A 23,841-nucleotide genomic window follows, 5' to 3' on the forward strand; every position below is an offset into this window, starting at 1 on the left:
CCGAGCACGGCGTTCGCTCGCACGCACGTTCGAAGGAGGCGTATGGTGGGGGTGTGAGCTTTCATTTTCAGGCTTCGCTCCTCGATGTGCAGGAGGAGATCACCCTGCGGCCGCTGGCCGGCGTCCGGCGGCGGGTGCTGGGGGACGGGGCCTGGCTGGATCTAATGCCCGGCTGGGTTTCCGGGGCGGACGCGTTGTTCGAGTGGCTGGCGGCCCACGTGCCCTGGCACGCCGAGCGGCGGACCATGTACGAGCAGGTGGTCGACGTGCCCCGGCTGCTCGCGTACTACGGGGAGGACGATCCGCTCCCCCACCCCGTCCTCGACCAGGCCCGCTCCGCGCTGAGCCGGTACTACGCCGCGGAGCTGGGCGAGCCGTTCCGTACCGCCGGGCTGTGCCACTACCGCGACGGCCGCGACAGCGTGGCCTGGCACGGCGATACCCACGGTCGCGGCGGCAGGGAAGACACCATGGTGGCCATCGTCTCCGTCGGCGAGCCCCGCGCCCTCGCCCTTCGGCCGCGCCACGGCGGCGGGCCGGTCATCCGGCAGCCCGTGGGGCACGGCGACCTGCTAGTGATGGGCGGGTCCTGCCAGCGCACCTGGGAGCACGCCGTACTCAAGACCAGCAGGCCCGTCGGCCCCCGCATCAGCATCCAGTTCCGCCCGCGCGGTGTGAGCTGACGGCGGTGTGAGCTAACGACCGACGGACCCGCCGATCTGCTCACGGAGAATGTCGGCATGGCCGGCGTGCCGGGCGGTTTCCTCGATCATGTGTACCAGGAGCCAGCGCATCGATGGCGGAGCCGTCTCGCGAAGCGATCGAGCGCCCGGCCAGTCCAAGTCGTCGCAGGCGTCGATGATCTCGTTGAGGCCCAGGCGAACCAGTTGAGCTCAACCGCGGTCAGATGCTTGACCAGGCCGAGCACACTCGTGCCGGAGGGCACCCCGGCGGTGCGGAGGCCACCAGTGTCGTCTTCTCATCGGCGTTGAGGCTCGGCGGGCGCAGATCGCCGCGTGCATCGGTATCCGTCACGTCGTGACCCTACTCGTCCACCGCAGAACCGCAGCGGATCAAGCGACCCCCGGCCCAAGGCAGTTCGCCGCCGACTACGACACTCCCCCACGCAACAGCACCGGCAGCATGCTGAATCCGTTGGCGATGAACGACTCCACCCGGCGCGCGGTGCGGCAGTAGTGGACGCCGTGGCCGAACCGCTTCTCCGTACGGCAGTTGTTGGCCACGTCGGCCCCAGGGCGTCAGGGGCCGGGCAGCCGAACGGCCGGTCAGGCCACCGAGCCGATCCGCCCCACCGGAGCGTCCGGGCCGTCGTGGTGGATCGGGGTGTGTGCGCCGGTGAGGGAGACCCCGCTGCCGCCGCGGCGGCCCGCGACGATCTCGGCGGCGATCGACAGGGCGGTCTCCTCCGGCGTACGCGCGCCGAGGTCGAGGCCGATCGGCGAGTGCAGGCGCGCCAGTTCGAGTTCGGTCACGCCGACAGCCCGGAGCCGCTTGTTGCGGTCCTCGTGGGTGCGGCGGGAGCCCATCGCGCCGACATAGGCGACGGGAAGCTTGAGCGCCAGTTCGAGGAAAGGGACGTCGAACTTGGCGTCGTGGGTGAGGACGCAGAGCACCGTACGGCTGTCGACCTCCGTCGACTCCAGGTAGCGGTGCGGCCAGTCGACGACGATTTCGTCCGCCTCGGGGAAGCGGGTCTTCGTCGCGAAGACGGGCCGTGCGTCGCACACGGTCACGTGGTAGTTCAGGAACTTGCCGACGCGCACCAGCGCGGCGGCGAAGTCGATGGCCCCGAAGACGATCATGCGCGGGGCGGGCACGCTCGATTCGACCAGCAGGGTGAGCGGCCGACCGCACAGCCTGCCGTCGGCGCCGATCTCCAGGGTCGCGGTCCGGCCGGCGTCCAGCATCGCGCGGGCCTCGTCGGCGACCGCACGGTCCAGCTCGGGGTGTCCGCCGAGCCCGCCTTCGTACGCGCCGTCGGTGGCGCCGGTACGTACGAGAAGCACCCGGCCCAGCAGTTCGGCCGGCCCGTCGGTGACTCGCGCGACCGCCGCCGCCTCCCCTCCGGCGGCGGCGGCCAGCGCTGCCGCGAACACCTCCCGCGAGGGAGAGTCCGCACGTACCGGGGTGACGAGGATGTCGATGATGCCGCCGCAGGTCAGACCCACGGCGAAGGCGTCCTCGTCGCTGTACCCGAAGCGCTCCTGGACGGTCCGGCCGTCCTCCAGCGCCTGCCGGCACAGGTCGTAGACCGCGCCCTCCACGCATCCGCCCGAGACCGAGCCGATCGCCGTGCCCTCGCTGTCCACTGCGAGGGCTGCTCCCGGCTGCCGCGGCGCGCTGCCGCCGACCGCCACCACAGTGGCTACGGCAAAGTCACGCCCCTGCTCGACCCACCGGTTCAGCTCGTCTGCGATGTCCAGCATGTCGGCCTCCTCTGCGGGTCGGTTTCAGTATCGGATGCGTGGAGGGCTACGGGCGTCAGCCGACGCCCAGCCAGTGCTCGATCGGGTTGATCGCGAAGAACATGACGAAGATCACCGTCAGGCCCCACATGAAGGCACCGACCTCGCGGGCCCTGCCCTGGGCGACCTTGATGGCCACGTACGAGATGACACCGGCGGCGACACCCGCGGTGATGTTGTACGTGAACGGCATCAGGACGACGGTCAGGAACGTCGGGATGGCGACGGACCGGTCGCTCCAGTCCACGTGCCGGGCGTTCTGCATCATCATCGCGCCGATGACGACCAGTGCCGCGGAGGCGACCTGCGCCGGCACGATCGCGGTGAGCGGGGTGAAGAAGAGGCAGGCCGCGAAGAAGAGACCCGTGATGACCGACGCGAAGCCGGTACGGGCGCCCTCACCGACACCGGTGGCGGACTCGACGAACACGGTCTGGCCGGAGCCGCCCGCGACACCGCCGATCGCGCCGCCGGCGCCGTCGACAAACAGCGCCTTGGACAGGCCGGGCATCCGGCCCTTGTCGTCGGCGAGCTTGGCCTCGGTGCCGACACCGATGATCGTGGCCATGGCGTCGAAGAAGCCGGCCAGTACCAGGGTGAAGACGATCATGCCGACGGTGAGTGCGCCGACGTCGCCCCAGCCGCCGAACGTGACCTCGCCGAAGAGCGAGAAGTCCGGTGCGGAGACGATGCTGCCGTTCAGCTCCGGCGGAGAGTTGTTCCACGCCTTGGCGTCGAGACCGACGATGTTGTGGATGATCACGGCCACGATCGTGCCGATGACGATACCGATCAGGATCGCGCCGGGGATGTTGCGCGCCTGGAGCATGAAGATCAGCAGCAGGGTGATGCTGAAGACCAGTACGGGCCAGCCCTGGAGCTCACCGTTCACACCGAGGGTGAGTGGTGTGCCGAACTCCGGGCCGCGGCCGACGATGCCGCCCTTGAACAGGCCGATGATCGCGACGAAGAGGCCGATGCCGATGGTGATGCCGTGTTTCAGCGGGAGCGGGATCGCGTTCATGATCAGCTCGCGCAGACCGGTGACCACCAGGAGGCAGATCACCACGCCGTACATGATGCACATGGCCATGGCCTGCGGCCAGGTCATCACGGGCACGACCTGCGAGGCCAGCACACCGGACACGGAGAGACCGGCCGCGAGGGCGAGCGGGACCTTGCCCACGAAGCCCATGAGCAGGGTGGTGGCGGCGGCCGCCAGGGCGGTCGCGGTGATGAGCGCCGGCTGGCTGAGGACGTTCTTCTCGACGTCCGGACCGCCGAGGATCAGCGGGTTGAGCAGGAGGATGTACGCCATCGCCATGAAGGTGGTGACGCCGCCACGCACTTCACGCGAGACGGTGGATCCTCTTTCGGATATGTGAAAGTACCGGTCGAGCCAAGACCTGCCGGCGGGGGTACGAGAGCCGGAGCCCGCGTCCTCGGCGGTGGTCTTCGGCTCCACTGACGACTGGGTCATGGTGTGCCTACTCCCAAGGTTCAAAGGGGCACCCGCATAAAGATTGGTAGCTGCGGGATTTGGGATGGTGCGTGGGCTGCACGACCCGGGGGACGGCCCGAGACGAACTGGGCTTGGAACTGGTGGTGCTGGTGGTGCTGGTTAGACCGGTGTTGCGGGTGGTGCTGTGCTGAGGACCGCGAGCGGGGCGGTACTTCAGACTCCGGGCGGGGCGCCGTGGAAGTGTGACGTTCCCTGGGCCCCCCGCCCGGAGAGCTTGTGTCAGGTTCCGGTGATGTGCTCGGGGCGCACCGGCGTCCTGTTGAGCTCCAGCCCGGTCGCGTTCCGGATCGCCGCGAGGACGGCCGGAGTGGACGACAGGGTCGGGGCCTCGCCGATGCCGCGCAGGCCGTACGGCGCGTGGTCATCGGCCAGCTCGAGTACGTCGACGGGGATCGTCGGCGTGTCGAGGATGGTGGGGATCAGGTAGTCCGTGAAGGAGGGGTTGCGCACCTTCGCGGTCTTCGGGTCGACGATGATCTCCTCCATGACCGCGACGCCCAGGCCCTGGGTGGTACCACCCTGGATCTGGCCGACGACGGACAGCGGGTTGAGCGCCTTGCCGACGTCCTGCGCGCAGGACAGCTCGATGACCTTGACCAGGCCGAGCTCGGTGTCCACCTCGACGACCGCGCGGTGCGCGGCGAAGGAGTACTGGACGTGTCCGTTGCCCTGGCCGGTGCGCAGGTCGAACGCCTCGGTCGGGCGGTGGCGCCACTCCAGTTCGAGGTCGACCGCCTCGCCCTCCAGGACGTCCACCAGGTCGGCGAGGACCTCGCCGCCGTCGGTGACGACCTTGCCGCCTTCGAGCAGCAGCTCGGCGGTGGCCCAGGCGGGGTGGTACGAGCCGAACTTGCGCCGGCCGATCTCCAGGACCTTCTCCCGGACGTTCTCACAGGTGTGCTTGACCGCACCGCCGGTGACGTAGGTCTGGCGGGAGGCAGAGGTGGAACCGGCCGAGCCGACCTTGGTGTCGGCGGGCTGGATGGTCACCTGCTGGACGCCCAGCTCCGTGCGGGCGATCTGGGCGTGGACGGTGACACCGCCCTGGCCGACCTCCGCCATCGCGGTGTGCACGGTCGCGACCGGCTCGCCGCCCACGACCTCCATGCGCACGCGGGCGGTGGAGTAGTCGTCGAAGCCCTCGGAGAAGCCGACGTTCTTGATGCCGACCGCGTAGCCGACGCCTCGTACGACACCTTCGCCGTGCGTGGTGTTGGACAGACCGCCGGGCAGCGCGCGGACGTCGACCGACGAGCCGGTGGCGTCGCCGGTCAGCCACTGCTGCTCGGGCGGCAGCGGCCTGGCCTTGACACGGCGCAGGAGTTCGGCGACCGGGGCGGGCGAGTCGACCGGCTGGCCGGTCGGCATGAGCGTGCCCTGCTCCATGGCGTTGAGCTGGCGGAACTCGACCGGGTCGATGCCCAGCCTGGCCGCGAGCTTGTCCATCTGGGCCTCGTACGCGAAGCACGCCTGGACCGCGCCGAAGCCGCGCATGGCGCCGCAGGGCGGGTTGTTCGTGTAGAGCGCGATCGCCTCGATGTCGACGTCGTCGATGACGTACGGGCCGACGGAGAGGGAGGAGGCGTTGCCGACGACGGCCGGGGAGGCCGAGGCGTAGGCGCCACCGTCCAGGACGATCTTGCACTTCATGTGCGTGAGCTTGCCGTCCTTGGTGGCGCCGTGCTCGTAGTAGAGCTTCGCCGGGTGACGGTGCACATGTCCGAAGAAGGACTCGAACCGGTTGTAGACGATCTTGACCGGCTTGCCGGTGCGCAGGGCCAGGAGGCAGGCGTGGATCTGCATCGACAGGTCCTCGCGGCCGCCGAAGGCACCGCCGACGCCGGAGAGCGTCATCCGGACCTTCTCCTCGGGCAGGCCGAGGACGGGGGCGATCTGGCGCAGGTCCGAGTGCAGCCACTGGGTGGCGACGTAGAGGTCGACGCCGCCGTCCTCACCCGGTACGGCGAGGCCGGACTCCGGGCCGAGGAAGGCCTGGTCCTGCATGCCGAAGGTGTACTCGCCCTTGACGATCACGTCGGCGCGCTTGGCGGCCTCGTCCGCGTTGCCACGGATGATCGGCTGGCGGTGCACGATGTTGGGGTGCGGGACGTGACCGATGTGGTGGTCGTCGCGGCCCTCGTGGATCAGCAGCGCGTCCGGGGCGGTCGCGGAGGCCTCGTCGGTGATGACGGGCAGCTCGGCGTAGTCGATCTTGATCTTGGCGGCGGCGCGGCGCGCGGTCTCCGGGTGGTCGGCGGCGACGAGGGCCACCGGCTCACCGTGGTGCCGGACCCTGCCGTGGGCGAGCACCGGCGTGTCCTGGATCTCCAGGCCGTAGTTCTTCACCGCGGTGGGCAGGTCGTCGTACGTCAGTACGGCGTAGACGCCGGACATCGCGAGCGCCTCGGAGACGTCGATCGACCTGATCTCGGCATGAGCCACAGTGCTGCGGAGGGTGTGGCCCCACAGCATGTCCTCGTGCCACATGTCGGAGGAGTACGCGAACTCACCCGTCACCTTGAGGGTGCCGTCCGGACGGAGCGTCGACTCGCCGATACCGCCCTTGGTCTTCGACCCCTGGGAGATGTTGGTGGGAGTGCCGGCCGGAGCGGTAGCGACTCTGGTGTTCCGTGGCATCAGACCGCCTCTTCCTGACGGGCGGCCGCCAGGCGGACCGCGTCGAGGATCTTCTCGTAACCGGTGCAGCGGCACAGGTTGCCGGAAAGCGCCTCACGGATGTCCTGGTCGGACGGGGAGGGGTTCTTCTCCAGCATCTCGTCGGCGGCGACGAGGAGGCCCGGGGTGCAGAAACCGCACTGCACGGCGCCGGCGTCGATGAACGCCTGCTGGATCGGGGAGAGTTCGACACCCTCGCCGGTCTGCGAGTCCGAGGCCTTCCGGGGGTTCGCCTCCCACTGCTTGGCCTGGTCCAGGCTGGTGCCGCAAGCTCCGGAGGCGCAGCCTGCCTGCTCGGCGCGCTGCTGGGCGAAGTCCGCGAGGCCCTCGACGGTGACGACGTCGCGGCCCTCGACCTGGCCGGCGGCCACGAGGCAGGAACACACCGGCACGCCGTCCAGGCGGACCGTACAGGAGCCGCACTCGCCCTGCTCGCACGCGTTCTTCGAACCGGGCAGGCCCATCCGCTCACGCAGCACGTAGAGAAGGGACTCGCCCTCCCAGACGTCGTCGGCCTCCTGCTTACGGCCGTTGACCGTGAAATTCACGCGCATTGTTATGCAGCTCCTTCAAGCGTGTCGCCGGTGCCGCGGTACTGCTCCCAGGTCCAGCCGAGCGTGCGGCGAGCCATGATGCCGACCGCGTGACGGCGGTACTTCGCGGTGCCACGGACGTCGTCGATCGGGTTGCAGGCGCCGGAGGCCAGCTCCGCGAACTGCTTGGCGATCGAGGGGGTGATGATCTTGCCGCTCTCCCAGAAGCCGCCCTCTTCCAGCGCGGCGTTCAGGAAGTCCTCGGCGGCGCGGGCCCTCACGGGGGTGGGGGCCGCGGAGCCGATGCCGGTCTTGACCGTGCGGGTCTCGGGGTGCAGGGCCAGACCGAAGGCGCAGACCGCGATCACCATCGCGTTGCGGGTGCCGACCTTGGAGAACTGCTGCGGGCCGTCGGCCTTCTTGATGTGCACGATCTTGATGAGCTCGTCCGGCTCCAGCGCGTTGCGCTTGACGCCGGTGTAGAACTCGTCGATCGGAATGAAGCGGGTACCGCGCACCGACTCCACCTCGACCTCGGCGCCCGCCGCGAGCAGCGCCGGGTGGGCGTCGCCGGCCGGGGAGGCCGTACCGAGGTTGCCGCCGACACCGCCGCGGTTGCGGATCTGGGGCGATGCCACCGTGTGCGAGGCGAGCGCCAGGCCGGGCAGCTCGGCCCGCAGGTGCTCCATGATCTGGGTGTACGGGACGGAGGCACCGAGCCGGACGTTCTCCTCGCCGACCTCCCACTCCCCCAGCAGACCGATGCGGTTCAGGTCCAGGAGGTATTCCGGGCGGCGGTGGTCAAAGTTGATCTCGACCATCACATCGGTGCCACCCGCGATCGGCACAGCTGTGGGGTGCTCGGCCTTCGCGGCGAGCGCCTCCTCCCAGCTGGCGGGGCGAAGGAAGTCCATGTGCGGCCTCTTCATTCGTAAGTCGGTTCTACGTCGGTCGGGGGCGTTCACTTCAAGCCAGGAGGCCACAGGCCCTCGACTGGACGTTCACGTGTTGTTAACGCGGTAGGCCCAAGTACACAAGCCCGGAGCTCCCGGGGTGCAGTCACCGAAACCATGAAGGAGTTGGCTGGTCGCCTCCTTCGTCTTGTAGATTCGTATGAAGGGTGGAGATCAGTAATCTCACCGTTTTCCCTGGGGCACACCAGACACAGCCCTCGGGAAGCCTCAGACACGGTTCCACGGCAACATCGAGACAGATCGGCGGCGAGACCATGCGGCTGCGCGCACTGCTGGAAACCAATGCGCTGGGCCTGCGGCTGCTGGGCGGCGAGGACGAGCTCGACCGCACGGTCCGGGGAGTGATGACCACTGACCTGCGGGATCCCAGCCGGTACCTGTCGGGCGGCGAACTCGTCCTGACCGGACTGGCCTGGCGGCGTGACGCCGGCGATTCCGAGCCATTCGTACGCATCCTCGCCGGGGCCGGAGTCGCCGGGCTCGCGGCCGGCGAGGCCGAGCTGGGAGCGATTCCGGACGATCTCGTCGCCGCTTGTGCCCGCAACCGGCTGCCGCTGTTCGCCGTGAACGAGGACGTCGCCTTTGCGACCATCACCGAGCACGTGGTGCGGCAGGTGTCCGGGGAGCGGGCCGGGGATCTGGCCGCCGTCGTGGACCGCCATCGCCGGCTGATGACCTCTGGCCCCGCGGGCGGCGGGCCGGAAGTCGTGCTGGATCTCCTCACCACAGACCTCGATCTGCGCGCGTGGGTGCTCTCCCCCACCGGCCGGCAGATCGCGGGCGCCGGAGAGCCGCTGCCTTCCAGCGTATGCGCGGCCCTCGCCGGGGAGCATCTCGCCGCCGTGCGCACCGGCCGCCGCGGCCCGCACCGGATCTCCCTGCACGGCAGTACGTACTCGCTGTTCCCCATCCGGGGCAACGGCCGCGGCGCGGGCCTCGCCTCCCGCGACGTGCGCGACAGCGTGCTCTCCGACTGGCTGCTGGCCGTCGAGGCGGACGCGGGTGACTGGCCCGCCGAGCGGCTGGACCTGTTGCAGGGGGTCACCCAGCTGATCGCGGTCGAGCGCGACCGGCGCGACGCGGCCCGTACGGTACGGCGCCGGCTCGCCCATGAGGTCCTGGAGCTGGTCCAGACGGGCGCCGCGCCCGCCGAGATCGCCGCGCGCCTGCGGGTCGCGGCGCCCGTGCTGCTGCCCGGGCTGGGCTCGGCACCGCACTGGCAGGTCGTCGTGGCCCGGGTCGACTGGGAGGGCGCCGACATCGCCGCCGGCCCCGTCGCCCAGTCGCTGCTGGAGGAGATCCTGGTCGACCCGGCGGCCTCCGGCCCCGAACCGTCCGACCGGATCGCCGTGGCCCACGCGGGTGACGAGGCCATCGCGCTCGTACCGCTGCCCGCCCTCAGCACCGACGAGGGCGGCCCGGACACCGCCCTGCACGCCGATGCGCTGCTGGAGGTGGTGCGCGCGCCGCTCTCCGGCGGCCTCGGCGACGACGGCCGGCTGACGCTGGGCGTCAGCGCCGCGGTGCACTCGGCGGAGGGTCTGCGCGGCGCCCTGGAGGAGGCGCGGCACGCCCGCCGGGTCGCGGCGGCCCGCCCGGGCCGTGTGTGCGCGGCCGGCCACCACGAGCTGGCCTCGCATGTGCTGCTGCTGCCGTTCGTGCCGGACGACGTGCGCCGGGCGTTCACGGCCCGGCTGCTCGACCCGCTGCGCGACTACGACCGCCGCCACCGCGCGGAACTCATCCCGACGCTCGAAGCGTTCCTGGACTGCGACGGTTCGTGGACGCGCTGCGCGACCCGGCTGCATCTGCACGTCAACACCTTGCGGTACCGGGTGGGGCGGATCGAGCAACTGACGGCGCGTGATCTGTCGCGTCTGGAGGACAAGCTCGACTTCTTCCTGGCGCTGAGGATGAGCTGAGGGGGCGCTCTTAGGCCGGGGGCGGGGGCCGGGGGCGGTAACGGCGAACGGCGAACGGTGAGGAACGGCGACGAACGGCGACGGTGAAGGCCACCGGCCGCCCCCGGCCGCCCTGCGACCTGACGCTTTGTGAATTGATTCACCCATCCCCTTGGCTGATCACCTGAATTCGTGCTGAGATTCGGCCCACAGCTCAATGACGCGCTTGGGGAGGGCAATGTGGCGGATACCGCCATGTCCGGGTCAGGAACTGTCTGGGGGGACGATCCAGTCCAGATCGCGGTATGGCGGCTGCGTTCGCGCGGCTGTTGGACGGATGCGGCAGCGCTGCTCGAACCGGACGCGTCGCGTGCGGGGCCCGCGCTCCAGCGCGCCTCGCTCCTGGTGGAGCGCTGTCTGTTCACCGAGCAGGGCTGGCCGGAGGCGGAGGACGCGCTGCGTACGGCCGAGGCGGTGGCGCGGGACGACGACGAGCGCGGCGCGGCCGCGTGCGAGCGCGGGCAACTGGCGTACGCCTCCACCGTGCTGGGCATCCGCGACCGCGCCGACGAGGCGCGTGCCGCGCTCGGCCGCGCGGCCGCGCTGCTGGCCCCCGACTCCCGGGCCCGCCCGCTGCTGGACTTCCGCCGCGGCCTCGTCGCGGAACACCTCGCCGACTCCCCGCAGTCGGCCCACGCGGCCTACCGCCGCGCACACGCCGGCGCCACCTCGCACGGGGATGTGCTGCTGCTCTCCCACACGTGGCGCCACCTCGCCGGTCTCGCGCTGCGCGACGGCGAACTGGCCGAGGCGCGGCACGGGTTCGCCGAGTCCCTGCGGATCCGCGAGGAGCTGGGCTTCCTGATCGGCACGGCCCCGGCGCTGGTGGCCCTGGCGGAGGCCGAACCGGAGCCGGAGGCGGCCCGCCTGCGGGCGGAGGCGGCACGGCTGTTCCGCCTGCTGGGAGGCGTCCCGACCTGGCTGGCGGGCCAGTTGACACCGCCGGCGGCGGTCACGTCGGGGTGAGGGTGGGTGCGGCCGACGTCCGTGTCCGGGGGCGGGTAGTGCGGGTGGGGGGCCGCCCGGCCGGTGATGATGGCGGCTCCAGGCCGGGCGTCAAGGGCGCTCCCTACGGTCGCGTCGCTGCGCGATGGGCTGCGCCCACCCTGGACTCCCGTCCCTCCACCGCTACTGCTTGTTGAGGGGGCGGCCCCCGGAGCCGGGCCCCGGGGATCCACCGGCTGCTGGTCCCGGTCCGCCCCCGGCCGACGGCCGGTGAGTGGTCGCGGGGCGCGGCAGGCCCGGGATGGGCCCGGCCCCGGCTCAGCGGCCACCGGGTGGTGGGTGGGTGGGCGGCATCCTCGCCCGGGAGCGAGCAGTGCGGGGAGGGGGCCGCCCGGTTGGTGATGATGGCGGCTCCGGGCCGGGCGTCAAGGGCGCTCCCTGCGGTCGCGTCGCTGCGCGATGGGCTGCGCCCACCCTGGACTCCCGTCCCTCCACCGCTACTGCTTGTTGAGGGGGCGGCCCCCGGAGCGGGGCCCCGGGGCTGCTGATCGGTTGGTCCCGGCCCGCTGCCGGCCGCAGGCCGGTGGGCGGTTACGGGACCCGGTCTCTCCGGAATGGGCCCGGCCCCGGCTCAGCGGCCACCGGGCAGTGGGTGATGCGCAGTCGCCTCGGGAGGGGCCGGCCCCGGCTCAGCGGCCGCCGGGTGGTGGGTGATGCGCCATCGGCTCGGGATGGGCCCGGCTCCGGCTCAGCGGCCACCGGGTGGTGGGTGGTGGGTGGTGCGCGATCGCCTCGGTATGGGCGCGGCCCCGGCTCAGCGGCCACCGGGTAGTGGGTGATGCGCCATCAGCTCGGGATGGGCCCGGCTCCGGCTCAGCGGCCACCGGGTGGTGGGTGGCCAGGCGGCGCGACAGGCCCGGGATGGGCCCGGCCCCGGCCAAACGGCCACAGGCCGGTGGGCAGGACGCCACTCGCGGGGGCCCGGCCCGCTCAGCGGCCGCAGGCCGGTGGCCAGGCCGCCATCTTCTCGCGGGGGCCCGGCCACGGCCAAGCGGCCACAGGCCGGTGGGGCGTTGGCGAGTTCGGCAGGCCCGGAAGTGCCCGGACAGGGCTCTGAGCGACTGTCAGGCCGTTGGAACCGAGGTGTGGCGACATCAGTCCGCATGCGGGGTCCGCCGAGCCTCAATCGTGCCCGATTTGCCGGGGTTTATGGCCTGCCTGCGGGCCCCCTCGGCCGCTTGGCGTCGTCCCACCTCGGATTGGGCGTTGTCGTAGGCCAACAGACGGCCGTCGGCCGCTATGCCGGGGCCCGTAGCCCCCGAACCTGGTGCGGGTTTTGCCCCACCTGCCGGGCTGAGGTCACCGACGAAAGCCGGGCCACTCCCGGGGCTCAGGTGGGGCCCCGCTCCCCGGGGCCGCCCGACACTCATCTGCACCAGCGGGACGCGGCTGCTTGTCAAGGGGGGCCGAAGGCCATCGCGCAGCGACGCGACCGTAGGGAGCGCCCTTTACAGGCAGGCGTGGCCCGCCATACTCACAAACCGGGCGGCCCCGGGTTCCCGTCCACGCCTCGCCCCCGGGCACAGTCACCCCCGGCCCCCGCACCCCCCGCCCCCGGCGACCCGCACCCGCCTCCGGTCAGGCTTCCGACCCCGCCAAGTGTTCCCGTACCAGCGACTCCACCACCGTGAGGTCCTGGGCGATCAGGGCCTCCAGCAATGCCGAGTGTTCCGCCGCGTCCGCGACCAGGTCCGCGTGGCGGGTCGGCGGGGCGCTCGACGCGGGCCACTGGGCGCGGCGGTGCAGGTCCGCCGCCACCAGCAACAGTTGCTGGTTGCCGGCGAGGGCCAGCACCGCGCGGTGGAACGCGCGGTCCGACTCGGCGTACGCCGCGCGGTCCCCCCGTGCCGCCGCGAGGCCCGTGGCCTCGGCGAGGGGGCGCAGTTCGGCCCAGCGCTCGGCCGGCACCGTACGGGCCAGCCCGAGCATCACCGGGACCTCGATCAGGGCCCGGATCTCGGCCAGCTCGGCGAGTTCGCGCGTACTGCGCCGGACCACCCGGAAGCCGCGGTTGGGCACGACCTCGACCGCGCCTTCGAGGGCCAGCTGCTGCATCGCCTCGCGGACCGGCGTGGCCGAGACGCCGAAGCGTTCGCCCAGCGCCGGAGCGGAGTACAGCTCACCGGGGGCCAGATCGCCGTCCACCAGAGCCGTGCGCAGCGCGTCGAGGATCTGGCCGCGCACGGAGTGCCGGACGAGCCGTGACGCGGACGGCTCGCCGTGGGTGTGCTCCCCGCGGGCCTGCTCCGGCACCCGGGGCACGGCAGACACGGCCGACGCGGCGGCGTCACGCGCTCGGGCCTGCTCCACTCGGGTCCTCCTCCGGCGGTCCTGTCCGGCCCCGATCACGTGCGGCGGGGCCTGCCTGCACGATAGGCGGGCGAGGTCACAAATGGGCCTCTGGGAATGCCCCCCAGAGGGTAAGGGCAAACATCGAACGCATCGGGTAAGGTAAGGCTAACCTGCTAACGATCGCGATTCGGTGGTCCCGCGCATGACCGTTCCGGCTTTGCTCCCCAGCGCAGCGACGCGCGCCCCGCGCGCCACTGTTCCGACCGGCTCCCCGGTCGCGGACTCGTACGCGCGGCTGGCCGAGGTCTTCCCGGGGCTGCAGATCAGGGAAGCCGCCGAGGGCACCGCCGCCCCACGCGGCCCCGGCTGGGTCGGCGCGGACGAGCTCGCGGCCGGCGGCCCCGCTCTCGACGCCTTCCTCGCCTGGGACAACGCGCAGGTCCTGAAGGACTACGGGCAGCAGGCCCGCCCCGACGTGATCGCCAGCTTCGGGTTCCACCGGTACGCCTGGCCCGCCTGCCTGCTCGTCACGGTGCCGTGGTTTCTGCACCGCCGGGTCCCCCGCGTCCCGGTCGGGAACGTCAGCTTCCACCGCACGCTGGGCCGGATGACCGCCCAGGTCGAGAGCTTCGCCTGCCTGCCCGGCGACCCGGCCGGCCAACTGCCCGGCGCCAGGATCGTGGCGGACGAGGAGGCCCTGCGCGCCGAGGTGCGGGAGGCCGTCGCCGAGCACATCGGGCCGGTCCTGGAGGGCTTCGGCCCGCGGATGCGGCGGGGCAGGCGCGCCCTGTGGGGCATGGCGACGGACGAGATCGTCGAGGGCCTCTGGTACATCTCGCACCTCCTCGGCGAGGAGCAGCGCGCGATGACCGAGCTCGAACTGCTGCTCCCCGGCACCACGGCCCCGTATGTCGGCTCCACCGGTTTCCGTACCCTCACCGGCCCGAACGGCGAGGCGCTGCCCACCCGCGACCGGGCCAGCTGCTGCCTCTTCTACACGCTGCGGCCCGAGGACACCTGCGTCACCTGCCCGCGTACGTGCGACGCCGACCGGATCGCCCGGCTGGCCGCCTCCGCATAGCCTCACGCCACTCGATGCAGTGAGTTAAATCGAACTCAACCACCCGCGCACGAGCGGCAGTTCGACTCAGATCGCCCTATCCGGAGGCTCCCGCACTCCGTTGGCGTCCTCTTGCTCCGAACCCTCATCAGCGCCAACCGGAATCCGCAACCATGGCGGCCGAAACAGCCTGACGCGATGTACGCGATGCAAGGGACACCGGATGAGACTGACCGACATATCGCTGGACTGGCTGCTTCCGGGCGCCCTGTTGCTCCTGGGTGTCATGGCGGCGGTGGCGGTGCTCGCACGCGGGAAGCGCGCCGGGGACAAAGCCGCGGCCGAGGACACCTGGGAACGCAGCGAGGAACGCCGCCGGCGCAAGGAAGCGGTCTACGGAACCGCCTCGTACCTGCTGCTCTTCTGCTGCGCCGCGGTCGCCGCCGCGCTCTCCTTCCACGGCCTGGTCGGCTTCGGCCGGCAGAACCTCAACCTCACCGGCGGCTGGGAGTACCTGGTCCCCTTCGGCCTCGACGGCGCGGCCATGTTCTGCTCGGTGCTCGCCGTACGCGAGGCCAGCCACGGCGACGCGGCCCTCGGCTCCCGCCTGCTGGTGTGGACGTTCGCGGGCGCGGCCGCCTGGTTCAACTGGGTACACGCGCCCAGGGGCCTGGGCCACGCCGGCGCCCCGCAGTTCTTCGCCGGCATGTCGCTCTCGGCCGCGGTGCTGTTCGACCGGGCGCTCAAGCAGACCCGCCGGGCGGCGCTGCGCGAGCAGGGCCTGGTGCCCCGCCCGTTGCCGCAGATCCGGATCGTACGGTGGCTGCGGGCCCCCCGCGAGACGTTCGGCGCGTGGTCGCTGATGCTGCTGGAGGGCGTACGCACGCTGGACGAGGCGGTCGACGAGGTCCGCGAGGACCGGCGGGAGAAGGAGCAGAACCGGCTCCGCCGACGGGATCAGCAGAAGCGGGAACGCGCGCAGATCAGGGCGCTGGGCCGGCAGTACCGGGCGTTCGGCCGGGGTGGCGGCCGCCAGGTGGAGGTGACGGGCATCTCCCCCGGAGCCGCGCCCGCGCAGCTCGGCGCGGACCCTGCCATAGCAGAGCCGGGACAGCTGCCAGTGCGCCCCCGGCCCTCCCTCCAGGCCGTGACCGGTACGACCGGCTCTGAGGCCAGGACCGTCGACCTCACCGCCGAGGACGACACCCAGACCCTCCCTCGGCTCGACTCCCTGGAACGCAAACTCAAGGACCTGGAGCAGCAGTTCGGCTGAACCCGGGCGGGGTGTCCCCCATGAGCGCGCGGGCACCCCGTCCGGTCGTACCCCGTCCGGTCGTACCCCGTCCGGTCGGACCCCACCGGCACTAGAGGCGGGGCACATTACGCAGGTTGGAGCGCGCCATCTGCACCATCCGGCCCACTCCGCCGTGCAGCACGATCTTGCTCGTGGAGAGCGCGAAGCCCGTCACCATGTCGGCGCTGATCCTGGGCGGGATGGACAGCGCGTTCGGGTCGGTGACCACGTCCACCAACGCCGGGCCCTTGTGCTTGAACGCGTCCTTCAGCGCGCCCGCGAGCTGCTTCGGCTTCTCCACGCGCACGCCGTACACGCCGGCCGCGCGGGCGATCGCCGCGAAGTCCGGGTTGTGGTTCGTCGTTCCGTACGAAGGAAGCCCGGCGACCAGCATCTCCAGCTCGACCATGCTCAGCGAGGAGTTGTTGAACAGGACGATCTTCACCGGCAGGTCGTACTGCACGAGGGTGAGGAAGTCGCCCATCAGCATGGTGAATCCGCCGTCGCCCGACATCGAGATGACCTGGCGGTCTCGGTCGGTGAACTGCGCGCCGATCGCCTGCGGCAGGGCGTTCGCCATCGAGCCGTGGCTGAACGAGCCGATGATGCGCCGCCGGCCGTTCGGGGAGAGGTAGCGGGCCGCCCAGACATTGCACATCCCGGTGTCCACGGTGAACACCGCGTCTTCGTCGGCGAGTTCGTCCAGCACGGACGCCACGTACTCGGGGTGGAGCGGTACGTGCTTCTCCACCTTGCGGGTGTACGCCTTGATCACGCCTTCGAGGGCGTCCGCGTGCTTCTTCAGCATCCGGTCCAGGAACCTGCGGTCGGCCTTGGCCCGCACCCGCGGGATCAGACAGCGCAGCGTCTCGCGCACGTCGCCCCACACCGCGAGGTCGAGCTTGGAGCGGCGGCCGAGATGCTCGGGGCGGACGTCCACCTGGGCGATCTTGACGTCGTCGGGGAGGAAGGCGTTGTACGGGAAGTCGGTGCCCAGCAGGATCAGCAGGTCGCACTCGTGTGTGGCCTCGTACGCGGCGCCGTAGCCGAGCAGTCCGCTCATCCCGACGTCGTACGGGTTGTCGTACTGGATCCATTCCTTGCCACGCAGCGCGTGCCCCACCGGTGACTTGATCCGCTCGGCGAACTGCATCACTTCGGTGTGCGCTCCGGCCGTGCCGCTGCCGCAGAAGAGGGTCACCCGGTCCGCCTCGTCGATCATGCGCACCAGCTTGTCGAGCTCCGCGTCGCCCGGCCGGACGGTCGGGCGCGAGGTGACCAGCGCGTGCTCCACCGTCTTCTCGGGAGCCGGCTGCGCGGCGATGTCACCCGGGAGGGTGACGACGCTGACCCCGCTGCGGCCGATCGCGTGCTGGACCGCCGTCTGGAGCAGGCGGGGCATCTGCTTCGGGCTGGAGATCATCTCGCTGTAGTGGCTGCACTCGCGGAACAGCTGGTCGGGGTGGGTCTCCTGGAAGTAGGCGAGGCCGATCTCGCTCGACGGGATGTGCGAGGCGAGGGCCAGCACCGGGGCCATGGAGCGGTGCGCGTCGTAGAGCCCGTTGATGAGGTGCAGGTTGCCGGGACCGCAGGAGCCCGCGCACGCGGCGAGCCTGCCGGTGATCTGGGCCTCCGCGCCGGCCGCGAAGGCGGCGGTCTCCTCGTGCCTGACGTGGATCCAGTCGATGGCGGAGTTGCGGCGGATGGCGTCGACGATGGGGTTGAGGCTGTCGCCGACGACTCCGTACAGGCGCTGTACGCCCGCACGGACGAGGATGTCGACGAACTGCTCCGCCACGTTCTGCTTGGCCATGAGTGCGCGCGCCTTCCGGTCTGGTCTGGTCCGGTGTGGTGGATCTCCGGATCCATCAACCCATGCGCGTCCCGCTTACGCCTCCCAGACGGCGGCCGCCGTACGGTCGTCCGCGTACCCCTTCACCCGGAGCTGCGTGTCCGCCAGGAACGCCGCGAGGCCGGGCGCGTCGGGCGGCGCCCAGCGCTCGGCGAGCAGCTCCGCGAGCGCGGGCTCGCCGCGCAGCGGTTCGGCGAGGCCGTTGCTGCAGAGCAGGAGAGTGTCGCCCGGACGGGCCACGGACGCCCGGAAACGGAAGGGTTCCGTACGGGGCGGCAGGCTCTCGACGTACGGCGACGGGGCCGTGGTGATGCCCAGGTCCATCGTGAGCCGGTCCCCCTCGGCGCTCTCGCTCGGCACCGAGCCGTAGCCGACGACGGGTTCGCCGGTTGCCGCCGCGACCTGCGGCTCGATGTCCTGCCAGGCGCCGTCCCGGAGGCGGAACAGGCCTCCCGCGCCGATCCCGAAGAACACCCGGGTCCGGCACTCCGGGTCGGCGGGCAGCAGCAGGCAGCGCAGCGTGGCGGTGTACTCGCCCGGCTCCAGGCCCAGTTCGGCGGCGCGGGCGCGCAGCTTGCCGTAACTCCGGTCGGTGAGCCGGTGCAGCCCGGACTTCAGGTCACCGCGCCGGCCTGCCCTTATGTCCTCGGACAGCCGGGCGTGGCTGCGGCCGACGGCCCCGCCGATCCACCGGCAGACGTCGGCGGCGGCCGGCTGGGCGCCCTCGGCGGCGCGGGCACCGCCGGCCAGGGCGACCAGGACGAGGGCGGCCTCACCGGTGCCGAAGCGAGCGGTGAGCAACGAGTCGCGGCGCGGCTCGCCGCGGTAGCGGGCGGAGTCGCCGCGCAGGGAGACGGCGCGCAGGGTGTACGTGCCGTACCGGGCGCCGTCGAGCACGGTGTCGGCGACCAGGTCGTCCAGCGTGGCCGGTTCGGCGGCGGGCAACGCGGTGGGCTCGGGGTCGTACGTGGGCGGCCGGCCCCCGACGTACCCGACGACGGGCGGGGGCGGCGGGGGCGCGGGGGCGGGTGCGGCGTGGCGCGGCCGACCGCCGGTGCGCGCAGCACCGGCGGGGCGGGGCGGGGCGGGCGGGCTCACCGGGGGCGGGGTCGACGGTGGGGCGGGAGGCACCTCCCGGCCGGCCGAGGAGGGCGGCGCCGACGGGTCCGGCGAGGCCGCCGGTACGGCGGTGTCCGACGGCTTCGGCGGTACTGACGGGGGTGGCGGGTCCGGTGGCCCCTGGGCCGGGGGCGGCGGGGGCGCGGGCGGCGCCGGGGCTGCGGGGCCGTCGCTCTGTGACGCGTGTGCGCCCGGCCGCGCCGCCCTCGGGTCCTCGGCCGCCAGGGGGGTGGAAGGTTCCGGTGGTTGTTCAGGGATCGGCGGGGGCGCGTTGTGCGCGGCTGCGGGGCCTGCCGCGGCGAAGTCCGTTGCCGTGGCAGGCGGTTGGGCGGCTGGAGGCTCCCACGGGGCTCGGGGACGGGGTGGGGCGGCCGAAGGCGGGGGCGGTGGAGTCACCGTTCCCGCCGCCGAGTTGAAGCGGTCTTCCAGGGTGTCGGTGTCGCCCGGCGCGGACGCCATGTCCGGGGCGGATTCGTCGTACAGCCGGTTCCACCAGTCGTCCTCGCCGCTGGTGGACCTCTCCCCCTGCTGACTCATGCCCCTATTGTCGACCGCGCGGGCCACGCGAAAACGGGGCAGCACGAAAAAGAAGTCCGTCGGGCGACCCCGCGTGCCGCGGCGGCCCGCGACCTGCGGTTCCCGGTCCGGTCCTGCACGCTGGTCAGATGGGCGTGTCGCAGCTCCTCCTGGTCGGGCTGGTGATGCTGCTCGGCCTGCTCGGGGTGCTGGTTCCCGGCGTGCCCGGCACCTGGCTGGTGTGGGCGGCCCTCCTGTGGTGGTCGCTGCATGTGAAGACCGGCCCGGCCTGGTGGCTGCTGGTGGGCGCCACCGTGCTGCTGCTGGTCACCCAGGTGGTGAAGTGGCTGCTGCCGCCCCGCCGGCTGGGTGAGGTGGGCGTCAGCCGCCGGATGGCGGTGTTCGCCGGGGCCGGGGCGCTGGCCGGCTTCGTGCTGCTGCCGGTGATCGGCGCGGTGCCCGGGTTCATCGCCGGGATCTACTGCTGCGAGCGGCTGCGGCTGGGCCGGCACGGCGAGGCGGCGGCCGCCACCCGGGCGGTGATGCGGGCGATCGGGACGAGTGTGCTGGTGGAGCTGTTCGCCTGCCTGCTGATCTTCGCGGCCTGGGTCGGAGCGGTGGTCGCGGGCTGAACGTGCGGGGTCCGCGCCGGGTCCGCGCTGCCGGTCCGCGGACGTAGGACCTCCGGGCCGGGTCCCGCGTCCGATGCGCGAGTGGCGGGAGGCGTGTGAGGCTGGGCGTATGACCGAATTCAGCGAGGCCGAGCGCGTGTACCTCAGGTCCCAGCACCTCGGGCGACTGGCGACGGTGGACCCGCAGGGCCAACCGCAGGCGAACCCGGTCGGCTTCTACCCGCAGGAGGACGGGACGATCCTGGTCGGCGGACTGGCCATGGGCAAGACGAAGAAGTGGCGGAACCTGACGGCGAATCCGAAGGTCGCCCTGGTCGTGGACGACATCGTCAGCCTCAGGCCGTGGCGGGTGCGGGGAGTCGACATCCGCGGCGAGGCGGAACTCCTCACGGGCCCGCACAGCCTGGGACCGCACTTCAGCGAGGAGATCATCCGCATCCACCCGCGGAAGATCCACAGCTGGGGCCTGGAGAGCGACGCCCCCTAGGGTGCTTTGACCGGGAAGTTTGCCGGTTCTGGATGGGCGAAACTCCTGGTGGACGCCTCTGTAGGCGGATAGCGTCATGCTCACGGTGAAGGAGGGTTCGTGATCATGGCAGAGCGTGCGATTCCGCCTCGCGTGGTGGCCGCGGGGCGTGTCGCCTCCGAGGCGGGTTTCAAGAAGAGTTGCATCCCTGAGGTGGGCAGGTTGCTCAGGCTGGCCGCCGCTGCGAAACCCCACGGAGTCATTGCGGAGAGCGGCACCGGCTCGGGCGTGGGCACCGCCTGGCTGCACAGTGGGCTTGGCGCCGGTGCCCGCCTGGTTACCGTGGAGTGTGACGAGGAACTGGCCCGTCGAGCGGCCGGTGTCTTCGGGGACGACGACCGCGTCAGCGTCCTTGCTGGGGACTGGCGGCTGCTTGAGCAGCACGCCCCCTTCGATGTCTTCTTCTGCGACGGCGGAGGCAAGCGTGACGACCCCGAGGGGGTCGTCGGGTTGCTCGCTCCCGGTGGCCTTCTTATCCTGGACGACTTCACCCCATCGCCCCATTGGCCGCCTCGTTTCGGTGGCGAAGTGGATGAGCTCCGCCTGTTCTACCTCACTCATCCAGCCCTGGACGCCACTGAAATACTCACAACACCCACCAGTTCAGCGGTTGTTGCGGCACGCCGCCTCTAGGGCCTGTCCGGCGGATCAGGGCCGGACAGGCCCTAGCCAGAAAGAAGTCAGGCCATGGCTCGGCCGGCGGCGGCGACCAGTTCCTCAGCCGCTGCGATGGCGGCCTCGCGGCAGGAGGCCAGGTCGGCGTGGTTGGTGGCGTTCCGCAGGTTGAACGCGGCCAGGGCAGCCCGGCGAGCCGGCTCAGCAAGGGCCTGTTCCAGGACAGAGACCGCGACCAGTGGGCCGGTTACGGCCGAGCGCGTGGCGCGGGAAGCCGTGCGGGCCGCCTCGATGGCTTCCTCGCTCGCGCCGTCCAAACACAGGACTTGGCGATGCCACATGGCCCGTCGGTGGTCGCCCAGGGCGGCCACCAATTCGCCCAGCGCCCTCCGCAGTGCTTCGGCCCTCTGGTCAGCACGGGCAGCCTGCTGAGCGATCCGCGCACTCTTGATCTGAAGCAGCCCGGTGAGCGCGCCCCCGAGCAGTGTGCCGACCACGGCAATGATGCTGGGCCACATCGCGAAGTCCTCCTTGGACAGCAGTAGTGAAGCTTCAGCTACGGATCATCGACATCAGCAGCTGGTGGGTTTCGCCGTCCGCGGCCGCCACAAGTCCGCGGCCCGCCTGTCCGATCGGGCCGCCGTCGATCCCGGTGACTACGCAGCCGGCGGCCTGGCACAGAGCGATGCCGGCAGCGAAATGCACGCTCCCGGACAGGTCGCCGCCATCCGTGACGTATGCGGCGCGCTTGCCCGCGGCGACCCAGGCCAACGCCAGAGTCGTGGACACGACCCGGGGCCGGAACCGTTCCACGAACCGGTGCTGGGCCAGCAGGTCCACAGCCCGGAAGCCGGGCGCGCTGGGAAACGGCGGATCCAGATTGACATCCACGAGTTGGGTGGCAGATGTGGGCGCCAGCTGGGCATCGGCACCATCGCGTCGCACCCAGGCGGTCTCACCATCGGTGAAGAAGATCTCGTCGCTGAAGGGGTCGGCCACCGCGGCCGCACTGCCGCGCAGCGCCACGTTGACGGCCACGAGCTTGTTGCCGACGGCGTAGTTCAGCGTGCCGCACAGGGGATCCACCAGCCACTGGCGCGCGGCCTCCGCGGCACCCTGCTGCCCGCCCTCTTCGCCCAGCACAGCGTCGTCGGGCCGGGCAGCATGGATGATGCTGAGGATCGTCTCCTCGGCCTCAACATCGGCGGCGGTGGCGAAGTCCCCGGCGCCCTTGTCGGTGCGGGCGAGTCGCCGGCCGTACATGTCGCGCACGACGTCCGCGCCGGCACGTGCCGCAGCTATCGCGACCTCAGCATCGTCAAGGCCCGCATACGAGTTGATCACGTCACGCAGGATATCGGCGGCAGAGAGGCTCAGATCTTCGCCTGCCAGTGCGGTGGGGCCGGTCGGCCGTCAGTACAGCGGGCCGCCGCCGAAGGCCGCGCGGTGTGAGGCGGCGCGCCGGCCGTCCGGCTCGGTCAGGCCGTACTCCTCGGCGAGTTCGGCGACGACGTGCGTGTGCCCGCTGCGCTCGGGCAGCCAGGTGTCGTCCGCGAGGCGGGCGATGACGGAGCCGACGAACTCGGGCGACTCGGCGTCCGCCAGCTTGAACCCGGCCACCTCCTCCACACCGGCCTCGACCAGCCCGTCCGTGCGCACCAGCCCGGGCCAGAGGGAGAGAGCCGACACCCCCGCCGCGCGCAGCTCGTGCGCCATGTCGGCGGCCATCTTGTCCAGGCCCGCCTTGGAGATGCCGTAGAGCACCGAGTGCAGCGGGGCGCGGGCGCCGAACGAGGAGATGTTCACGATCAGTCCGCTGCCGCGGGCCACCATGTGCCGGGCCGCGTGCACCGAGGCGACGTAGTGGGCGCGCAGCCCGATGCCGACCAGCGGTTCCCAGTCGGAGACGGGCCGGGTCCAGAACGGCTCCTCGAACCCGGCCATGCCGTCGGGCGCCGCCCACACGTTGTTGACCAGCAGGTCCAGCCGGCCCCGCTCGCTCGTGATCCGCGCGATCAGCACCTCGACCTGCGCGTCGTCGCGGTGGTCGCAGCGCAGGCCGACGCCCTCGCCGCCGGCCTCGGTGATCCGGTGGACGGTCTCCGCCTGCGGGCTGCCCGGGCCCGGCTCGCCCCGGCCGGTGACGTATACGGTCCAGCCGTGCGCGCCGAGCGCGGTGGCGATGCCCCGGCCGACGCCCTTGCCGGTGCCGGTGACCAGCGCGACGCGGGCCGCGGTCTCGTCGGTCACTGAAGCCCTCGCTCGTCGACGGCGTACCCCTTGGGCAGCGGGCGGGTCAGCGACCACAGGGTGCGGAAGTGGTGCTTGGCCAGACGCCATGCGCCGTCCTCGACGACGTACCGGTCGTCGTACTCGCCGCACAGCACCCGCTCGGTCTCCTCGGCGCGGTTGAGCTGCCGGAAGCGCAGCGTCCAGCGGCCACTCGCCTCGGAGAGGGAGCGGAAGGTGATCTGCGGGTGCAGGCCGTGGTGCATGTCCAGGACGATGTGGCTCTCGCCGCCGCGGGCCAGCGCGATCCGTCTGAAGAGGGTGACGAGGTCGTCGACGGTGGCGAAGGTGCCCAGTTCGCCGTAGTCGATGTCGGCGCCCTCGCGGATGAAGCAGGCGCGGAACTCCTCGGGGTCCTTGTGGTCGCAGGCGCGCAGGTAGCGGTACTTCAGCTCCTCGATCTCCTGCCGCGCCTCCAGACGGGCGACGCGCTCGGCAAGGCTCGGGCTCGGCGGGGCGGCGGACTCGGACGGCATGGCCGGCTCCTCT

At 71.7% G+C, this 23,841-nt stretch carries 21 protein-coding genes and 1 pseudogene; 8 read left to right on the forward strand and 14 right to left on the reverse strand.

From position 1 onward, the window contains the following. The first annotated feature begins 53 nt into the window (after positions 1 to 53). Positions 54 to 683, forward strand: a complete 630-nt coding sequence (locus tag ACWV17_RS02355) for an alpha-ketoglutarate-dependent dioxygenase AlkB (protein WP_455358268.1) — start codon at positions 54 to 56, stop codon at positions 681 to 683. Between the two features lie 12 nt (positions 684 to 695). Here the strand turns inward: ACWV17_RS02355 and ACWV17_RS02360 are convergent. The 7 genes and pseudogenes from ACWV17_RS02360 to ACWV17_RS02390 form a co-directional block, all read right to left on the reverse strand. Continuing rightward, positions 696 to 946, reverse strand: a pseudogene (locus ACWV17_RS02360) (mycothiol transferase). Positions 947 to 1,109: 163 nt separating this feature from the next. Next, the gene (locus ACWV17_RS02365) at positions 1,110 to 1,244 is read right to left on the reverse strand and encodes a hypothetical protein (protein WP_455358269.1); all 135 of its coding nucleotides are present in this window, start codon (positions 1,242 to 1,244) and stop codon (positions 1,110 to 1,112) included. A 42-nt stretch (positions 1,245 to 1,286) separates the two neighbouring features. Further along, positions 1,287 to 2,447 (reverse strand): XdhC family protein, encoded by a 1,161-nt coding sequence (locus ACWV17_RS02370; protein WP_455352127.1) that lies wholly within the window; start codon positions 2,445 to 2,447, stop codon positions 1,287 to 1,289. Positions 2,448 to 2,502: 55 nt separating this feature from the next. After that, positions 2,503 to 3,966 carry an NCS2 family permease gene (locus ACWV17_RS02375; RefSeq protein WP_455352126.1) on the reverse strand — a complete coding sequence of 488 codons (1,464 nt, stop codon included), beginning with the start codon at positions 3,964 to 3,966 and terminating at the stop codon, positions 2,503 to 2,505. A 261-nt stretch (positions 3,967 to 4,227) separates the two neighbouring features. Beyond that, positions 4,228 to 6,645 carry a xanthine dehydrogenase family protein molybdopterin-binding subunit gene (locus ACWV17_RS02380; protein WP_455358270.1) on the reverse strand — a complete coding sequence of 806 codons (2,418 nt, stop codon included), beginning with the start codon at positions 6,643 to 6,645 and terminating at the stop codon, positions 4,228 to 4,230. After that, a complete protein-coding gene (locus ACWV17_RS02385; protein ID WP_455358271.1) occupies positions 6,645 to 7,238 on the reverse strand; it encodes a (2Fe-2S)-binding protein in 594 nt (197 codons plus the stop codon). The genes ACWV17_RS02380 and ACWV17_RS02385 overlap by 1 nt, the downstream gene beginning before the upstream one ends. A gap of 2 nt (positions 7,239 to 7,240) precedes the next feature. After that, the gene (locus ACWV17_RS02390; RefSeq protein ID WP_455358272.1) at positions 7,241 to 8,131 is read right to left on the reverse strand and encodes an FAD binding domain-containing protein; all 891 of its coding nucleotides are present in this window, start codon (positions 8,129 to 8,131) and stop codon (positions 7,241 to 7,243) included. 314 nt (positions 8,132 to 8,445) lie between these two features. Between ACWV17_RS02390 and ACWV17_RS02395 the strand changes: the two genes are divergently transcribed. After that, entirely contained in the window at positions 8,446 to 10,113 is a 1,668-nt protein-coding gene (locus ACWV17_RS02395) for a PucR family transcriptional regulator (RefSeq protein ID WP_455358273.1), read from the forward strand. 234 nt (positions 10,114 to 10,347) lie between these two features. Then, positions 10,348 to 11,118: a hypothetical protein gene (locus tag ACWV17_RS02400; protein ID WP_455352121.1), complete on the forward strand. Its 771-nt coding sequence runs from the start codon at positions 10,348 to 10,350 to the stop codon at positions 11,116 to 11,118. A gap of 1,617 nt (positions 11,119 to 12,735) precedes the next feature. Here ACWV17_RS02400 and ACWV17_RS02405 read toward each other — a convergent pair. Beyond that, positions 12,736 to 13,467, reverse strand: a complete 732-nt coding sequence (locus tag ACWV17_RS02405) for a GntR family transcriptional regulator (protein WP_455358274.1) — start codon at positions 13,465 to 13,467, stop codon at positions 12,736 to 12,738. Between the two features lie 184 nt (positions 13,468 to 13,651). Here ACWV17_RS02405 and ACWV17_RS02410 point away from each other — a divergent pair, with 184 nt between their 5' ends. Further along, positions 13,652 to 14,530, forward strand: a complete 879-nt coding sequence (locus ACWV17_RS02410) for a (2Fe-2S)-binding protein (protein ID WP_455358275.1) — start codon at positions 13,652 to 13,654, stop codon at positions 14,528 to 14,530. 202 nt (positions 14,531 to 14,732) lie between these two features. Further along, positions 14,733 to 15,782 carry a DUF2637 domain-containing protein gene (locus tag ACWV17_RS02415; RefSeq protein WP_455352118.1) on the forward strand — a complete coding sequence of 350 codons (1,050 nt, stop codon included), beginning with the start codon at positions 14,733 to 14,735 and terminating at the stop codon, positions 15,780 to 15,782. A gap of 91 nt (positions 15,783 to 15,873) precedes the next feature. Here the strand turns inward: ACWV17_RS02415 and ACWV17_RS02420 are convergent, their stop codons facing one another. Further along, positions 15,874 to 17,616, reverse strand: a complete 1,743-nt coding sequence (locus tag ACWV17_RS02420) for a pyruvate dehydrogenase (RefSeq protein ID WP_455358276.1) — start codon at positions 17,614 to 17,616, stop codon at positions 15,874 to 15,876. Positions 17,617 to 17,691: 75 nt separating this feature from the next. Then, a complete protein-coding gene (locus ACWV17_RS02425; RefSeq protein WP_455358277.1) occupies positions 17,692 to 19,311 on the reverse strand; it encodes a protein phosphatase 2C domain-containing protein in 1,620 nt (539 codons plus the stop codon). Positions 19,312 to 19,439: 128 nt separating this feature from the next. Between ACWV17_RS02425 and ACWV17_RS02430 the strand changes: the two genes are divergently transcribed. From ACWV17_RS02430 to ACWV17_RS02440, 3 genes are all read left to right on the forward strand, one after another. Further along, positions 19,440 to 19,922 carry a DUF456 domain-containing protein gene (locus ACWV17_RS02430; protein WP_455358278.1) on the forward strand — a complete coding sequence of 161 codons (483 nt, stop codon included), beginning with the start codon at positions 19,440 to 19,442 and terminating at the stop codon, positions 19,920 to 19,922. 109 nt (positions 19,923 to 20,031) lie between these two features. Then, a complete protein-coding gene (locus ACWV17_RS02435) occupies positions 20,032 to 20,409 on the forward strand; it encodes a PPOX class F420-dependent oxidoreductase (protein WP_455352114.1) in 378 nt (125 codons plus the stop codon). A 99-nt stretch (positions 20,410 to 20,508) separates the two neighbouring features. Then, a complete protein-coding gene (locus ACWV17_RS02440) occupies positions 20,509 to 21,081 on the forward strand; it encodes an O-methyltransferase (protein ID WP_455358279.1) in 573 nt (190 codons plus the stop codon). A 47-nt stretch (positions 21,082 to 21,128) separates the two neighbouring features. On the opposite strand, the gene ACWV17_RS02445 is transcribed toward ACWV17_RS02440, so the two are convergent. From ACWV17_RS02445 to ACWV17_RS02460, 4 genes are all read right to left on the reverse strand, one after another. Further along, positions 21,129 to 21,581, reverse strand: a complete 453-nt coding sequence (locus tag ACWV17_RS02445; RefSeq protein ID WP_455358280.1) for a protein kilB — start codon at positions 21,579 to 21,581, stop codon at positions 21,129 to 21,131. A 34-nt stretch (positions 21,582 to 21,615) separates the two neighbouring features. After that, positions 21,616 to 22,407, reverse strand: coding sequence for an inositol monophosphatase family protein (locus ACWV17_RS02450; RefSeq protein ID WP_455358281.1), 792 nt, complete (start codon positions 22,405 to 22,407; stop codon positions 21,616 to 21,618). A 69-nt stretch (positions 22,408 to 22,476) separates the two neighbouring features. Next, a complete protein-coding gene (locus ACWV17_RS02455) occupies positions 22,477 to 23,313 on the reverse strand; it encodes an SDR family NAD(P)-dependent oxidoreductase (RefSeq protein WP_455358282.1) in 837 nt (278 codons plus the stop codon). Then, a complete protein-coding gene (locus ACWV17_RS02460) occupies positions 23,310 to 23,828 on the reverse strand; it encodes a nuclear transport factor 2 family protein (protein WP_455358283.1) in 519 nt (172 codons plus the stop codon). Before ACWV17_RS02460 ends, ACWV17_RS02455 begins: the two co-directional genes overlap by 4 nt. Positions 23,829 to 23,841 lie beyond the last annotated feature (13 nt).

Source organism: Streptomyces mabaensis, from assembly GCF_053763515.1.

Bases quoted from the DNA above. Each gene is read 5' to 3' on its own strand.
- ACWV17_RS02370 (WP_455352127.1), bottom strand. From the start codon at position 2,447: ATGCTGGACATCGCAGACGAGCTGAACCGGTGGGTCGAGCAGGGGCGT.
- ACWV17_RS02375 (WP_455352126.1), bottom strand. From the start codon at position 3,966: ATGACCCAGTCGTCAGTGGAGCCGAAGACCACCGCCGAGGACGCGGGC.
- ACWV17_RS02380 (WP_455358270.1), bottom strand. From the start codon at position 6,645: ATGCCACGGAACACCAGAGTCGCTACCGCTCCGGCCGGCACTCCCACC.
- ACWV17_RS02385 (WP_455358271.1), bottom strand. From the start codon at position 7,238: ATGCGCGTGAATTTCACGGTCAACGGCCGTAAGCAGGAGGCCGACGAC.
- ACWV17_RS02390 (WP_455358272.1), bottom strand. From the start codon at position 8,131: ATGGACTTCCTTCGCCCCGCCAGCTGGGAGGAGGCGCTCGCCGCGAAG.
- ACWV17_RS02395 (WP_455358273.1), top strand. From the start codon at position 8,446: ATGCGGCTGCGCGCACTGCTGGAAACCAATGCGCTGGGCCTGCGGCTG.
- ACWV17_RS02400 (WP_455352121.1), top strand. From the start codon at position 10,348: ATGTCCGGGTCAGGAACTGTCTGGGGGGACGATCCAGTCCAGATCGCG.
- ACWV17_RS02410 (WP_455358275.1), top strand. From the start codon at position 13,652: ATGACCGTTCCGGCTTTGCTCCCCAGCGCAGCGACGCGCGCCCCGCGC.
- ACWV17_RS02415 (WP_455352118.1), top strand. From the start codon at position 14,733: ATGAGACTGACCGACATATCGCTGGACTGGCTGCTTCCGGGCGCCCTG.
- ACWV17_RS02420 (WP_455358276.1), bottom strand. From the start codon at position 17,616: ATGGCCAAGCAGAACGTGGCGGAGCAGTTCGTCGACATCCTCGTCCGT.
- ACWV17_RS02425 (WP_455358277.1), bottom strand. From the start codon at position 19,311: ATGAGTCAGCAGGGGGAGAGGTCCACCAGCGGCGAGGACGACTGGTGG.
- ACWV17_RS02430 (WP_455358278.1), top strand. From the start codon at position 19,440: ATGGGCGTGTCGCAGCTCCTCCTGGTCGGGCTGGTGATGCTGCTCGGC.
- ACWV17_RS02435 (WP_455352114.1), top strand. From the start codon at position 20,032: ATGACCGAATTCAGCGAGGCCGAGCGCGTGTACCTCAGGTCCCAGCAC.
- ACWV17_RS02445 (WP_455358280.1), bottom strand. From the start codon at position 21,581: ATGTGGCCCAGCATCATTGCCGTGGTCGGCACACTGCTCGGGGGCGCG.
- ACWV17_RS02460 (WP_455358283.1), bottom strand. From the start codon at position 23,828: ATGCCGTCCGAGTCCGCCGCCCCGCCGAGCCCGAGCCTTGCCGAGCGC.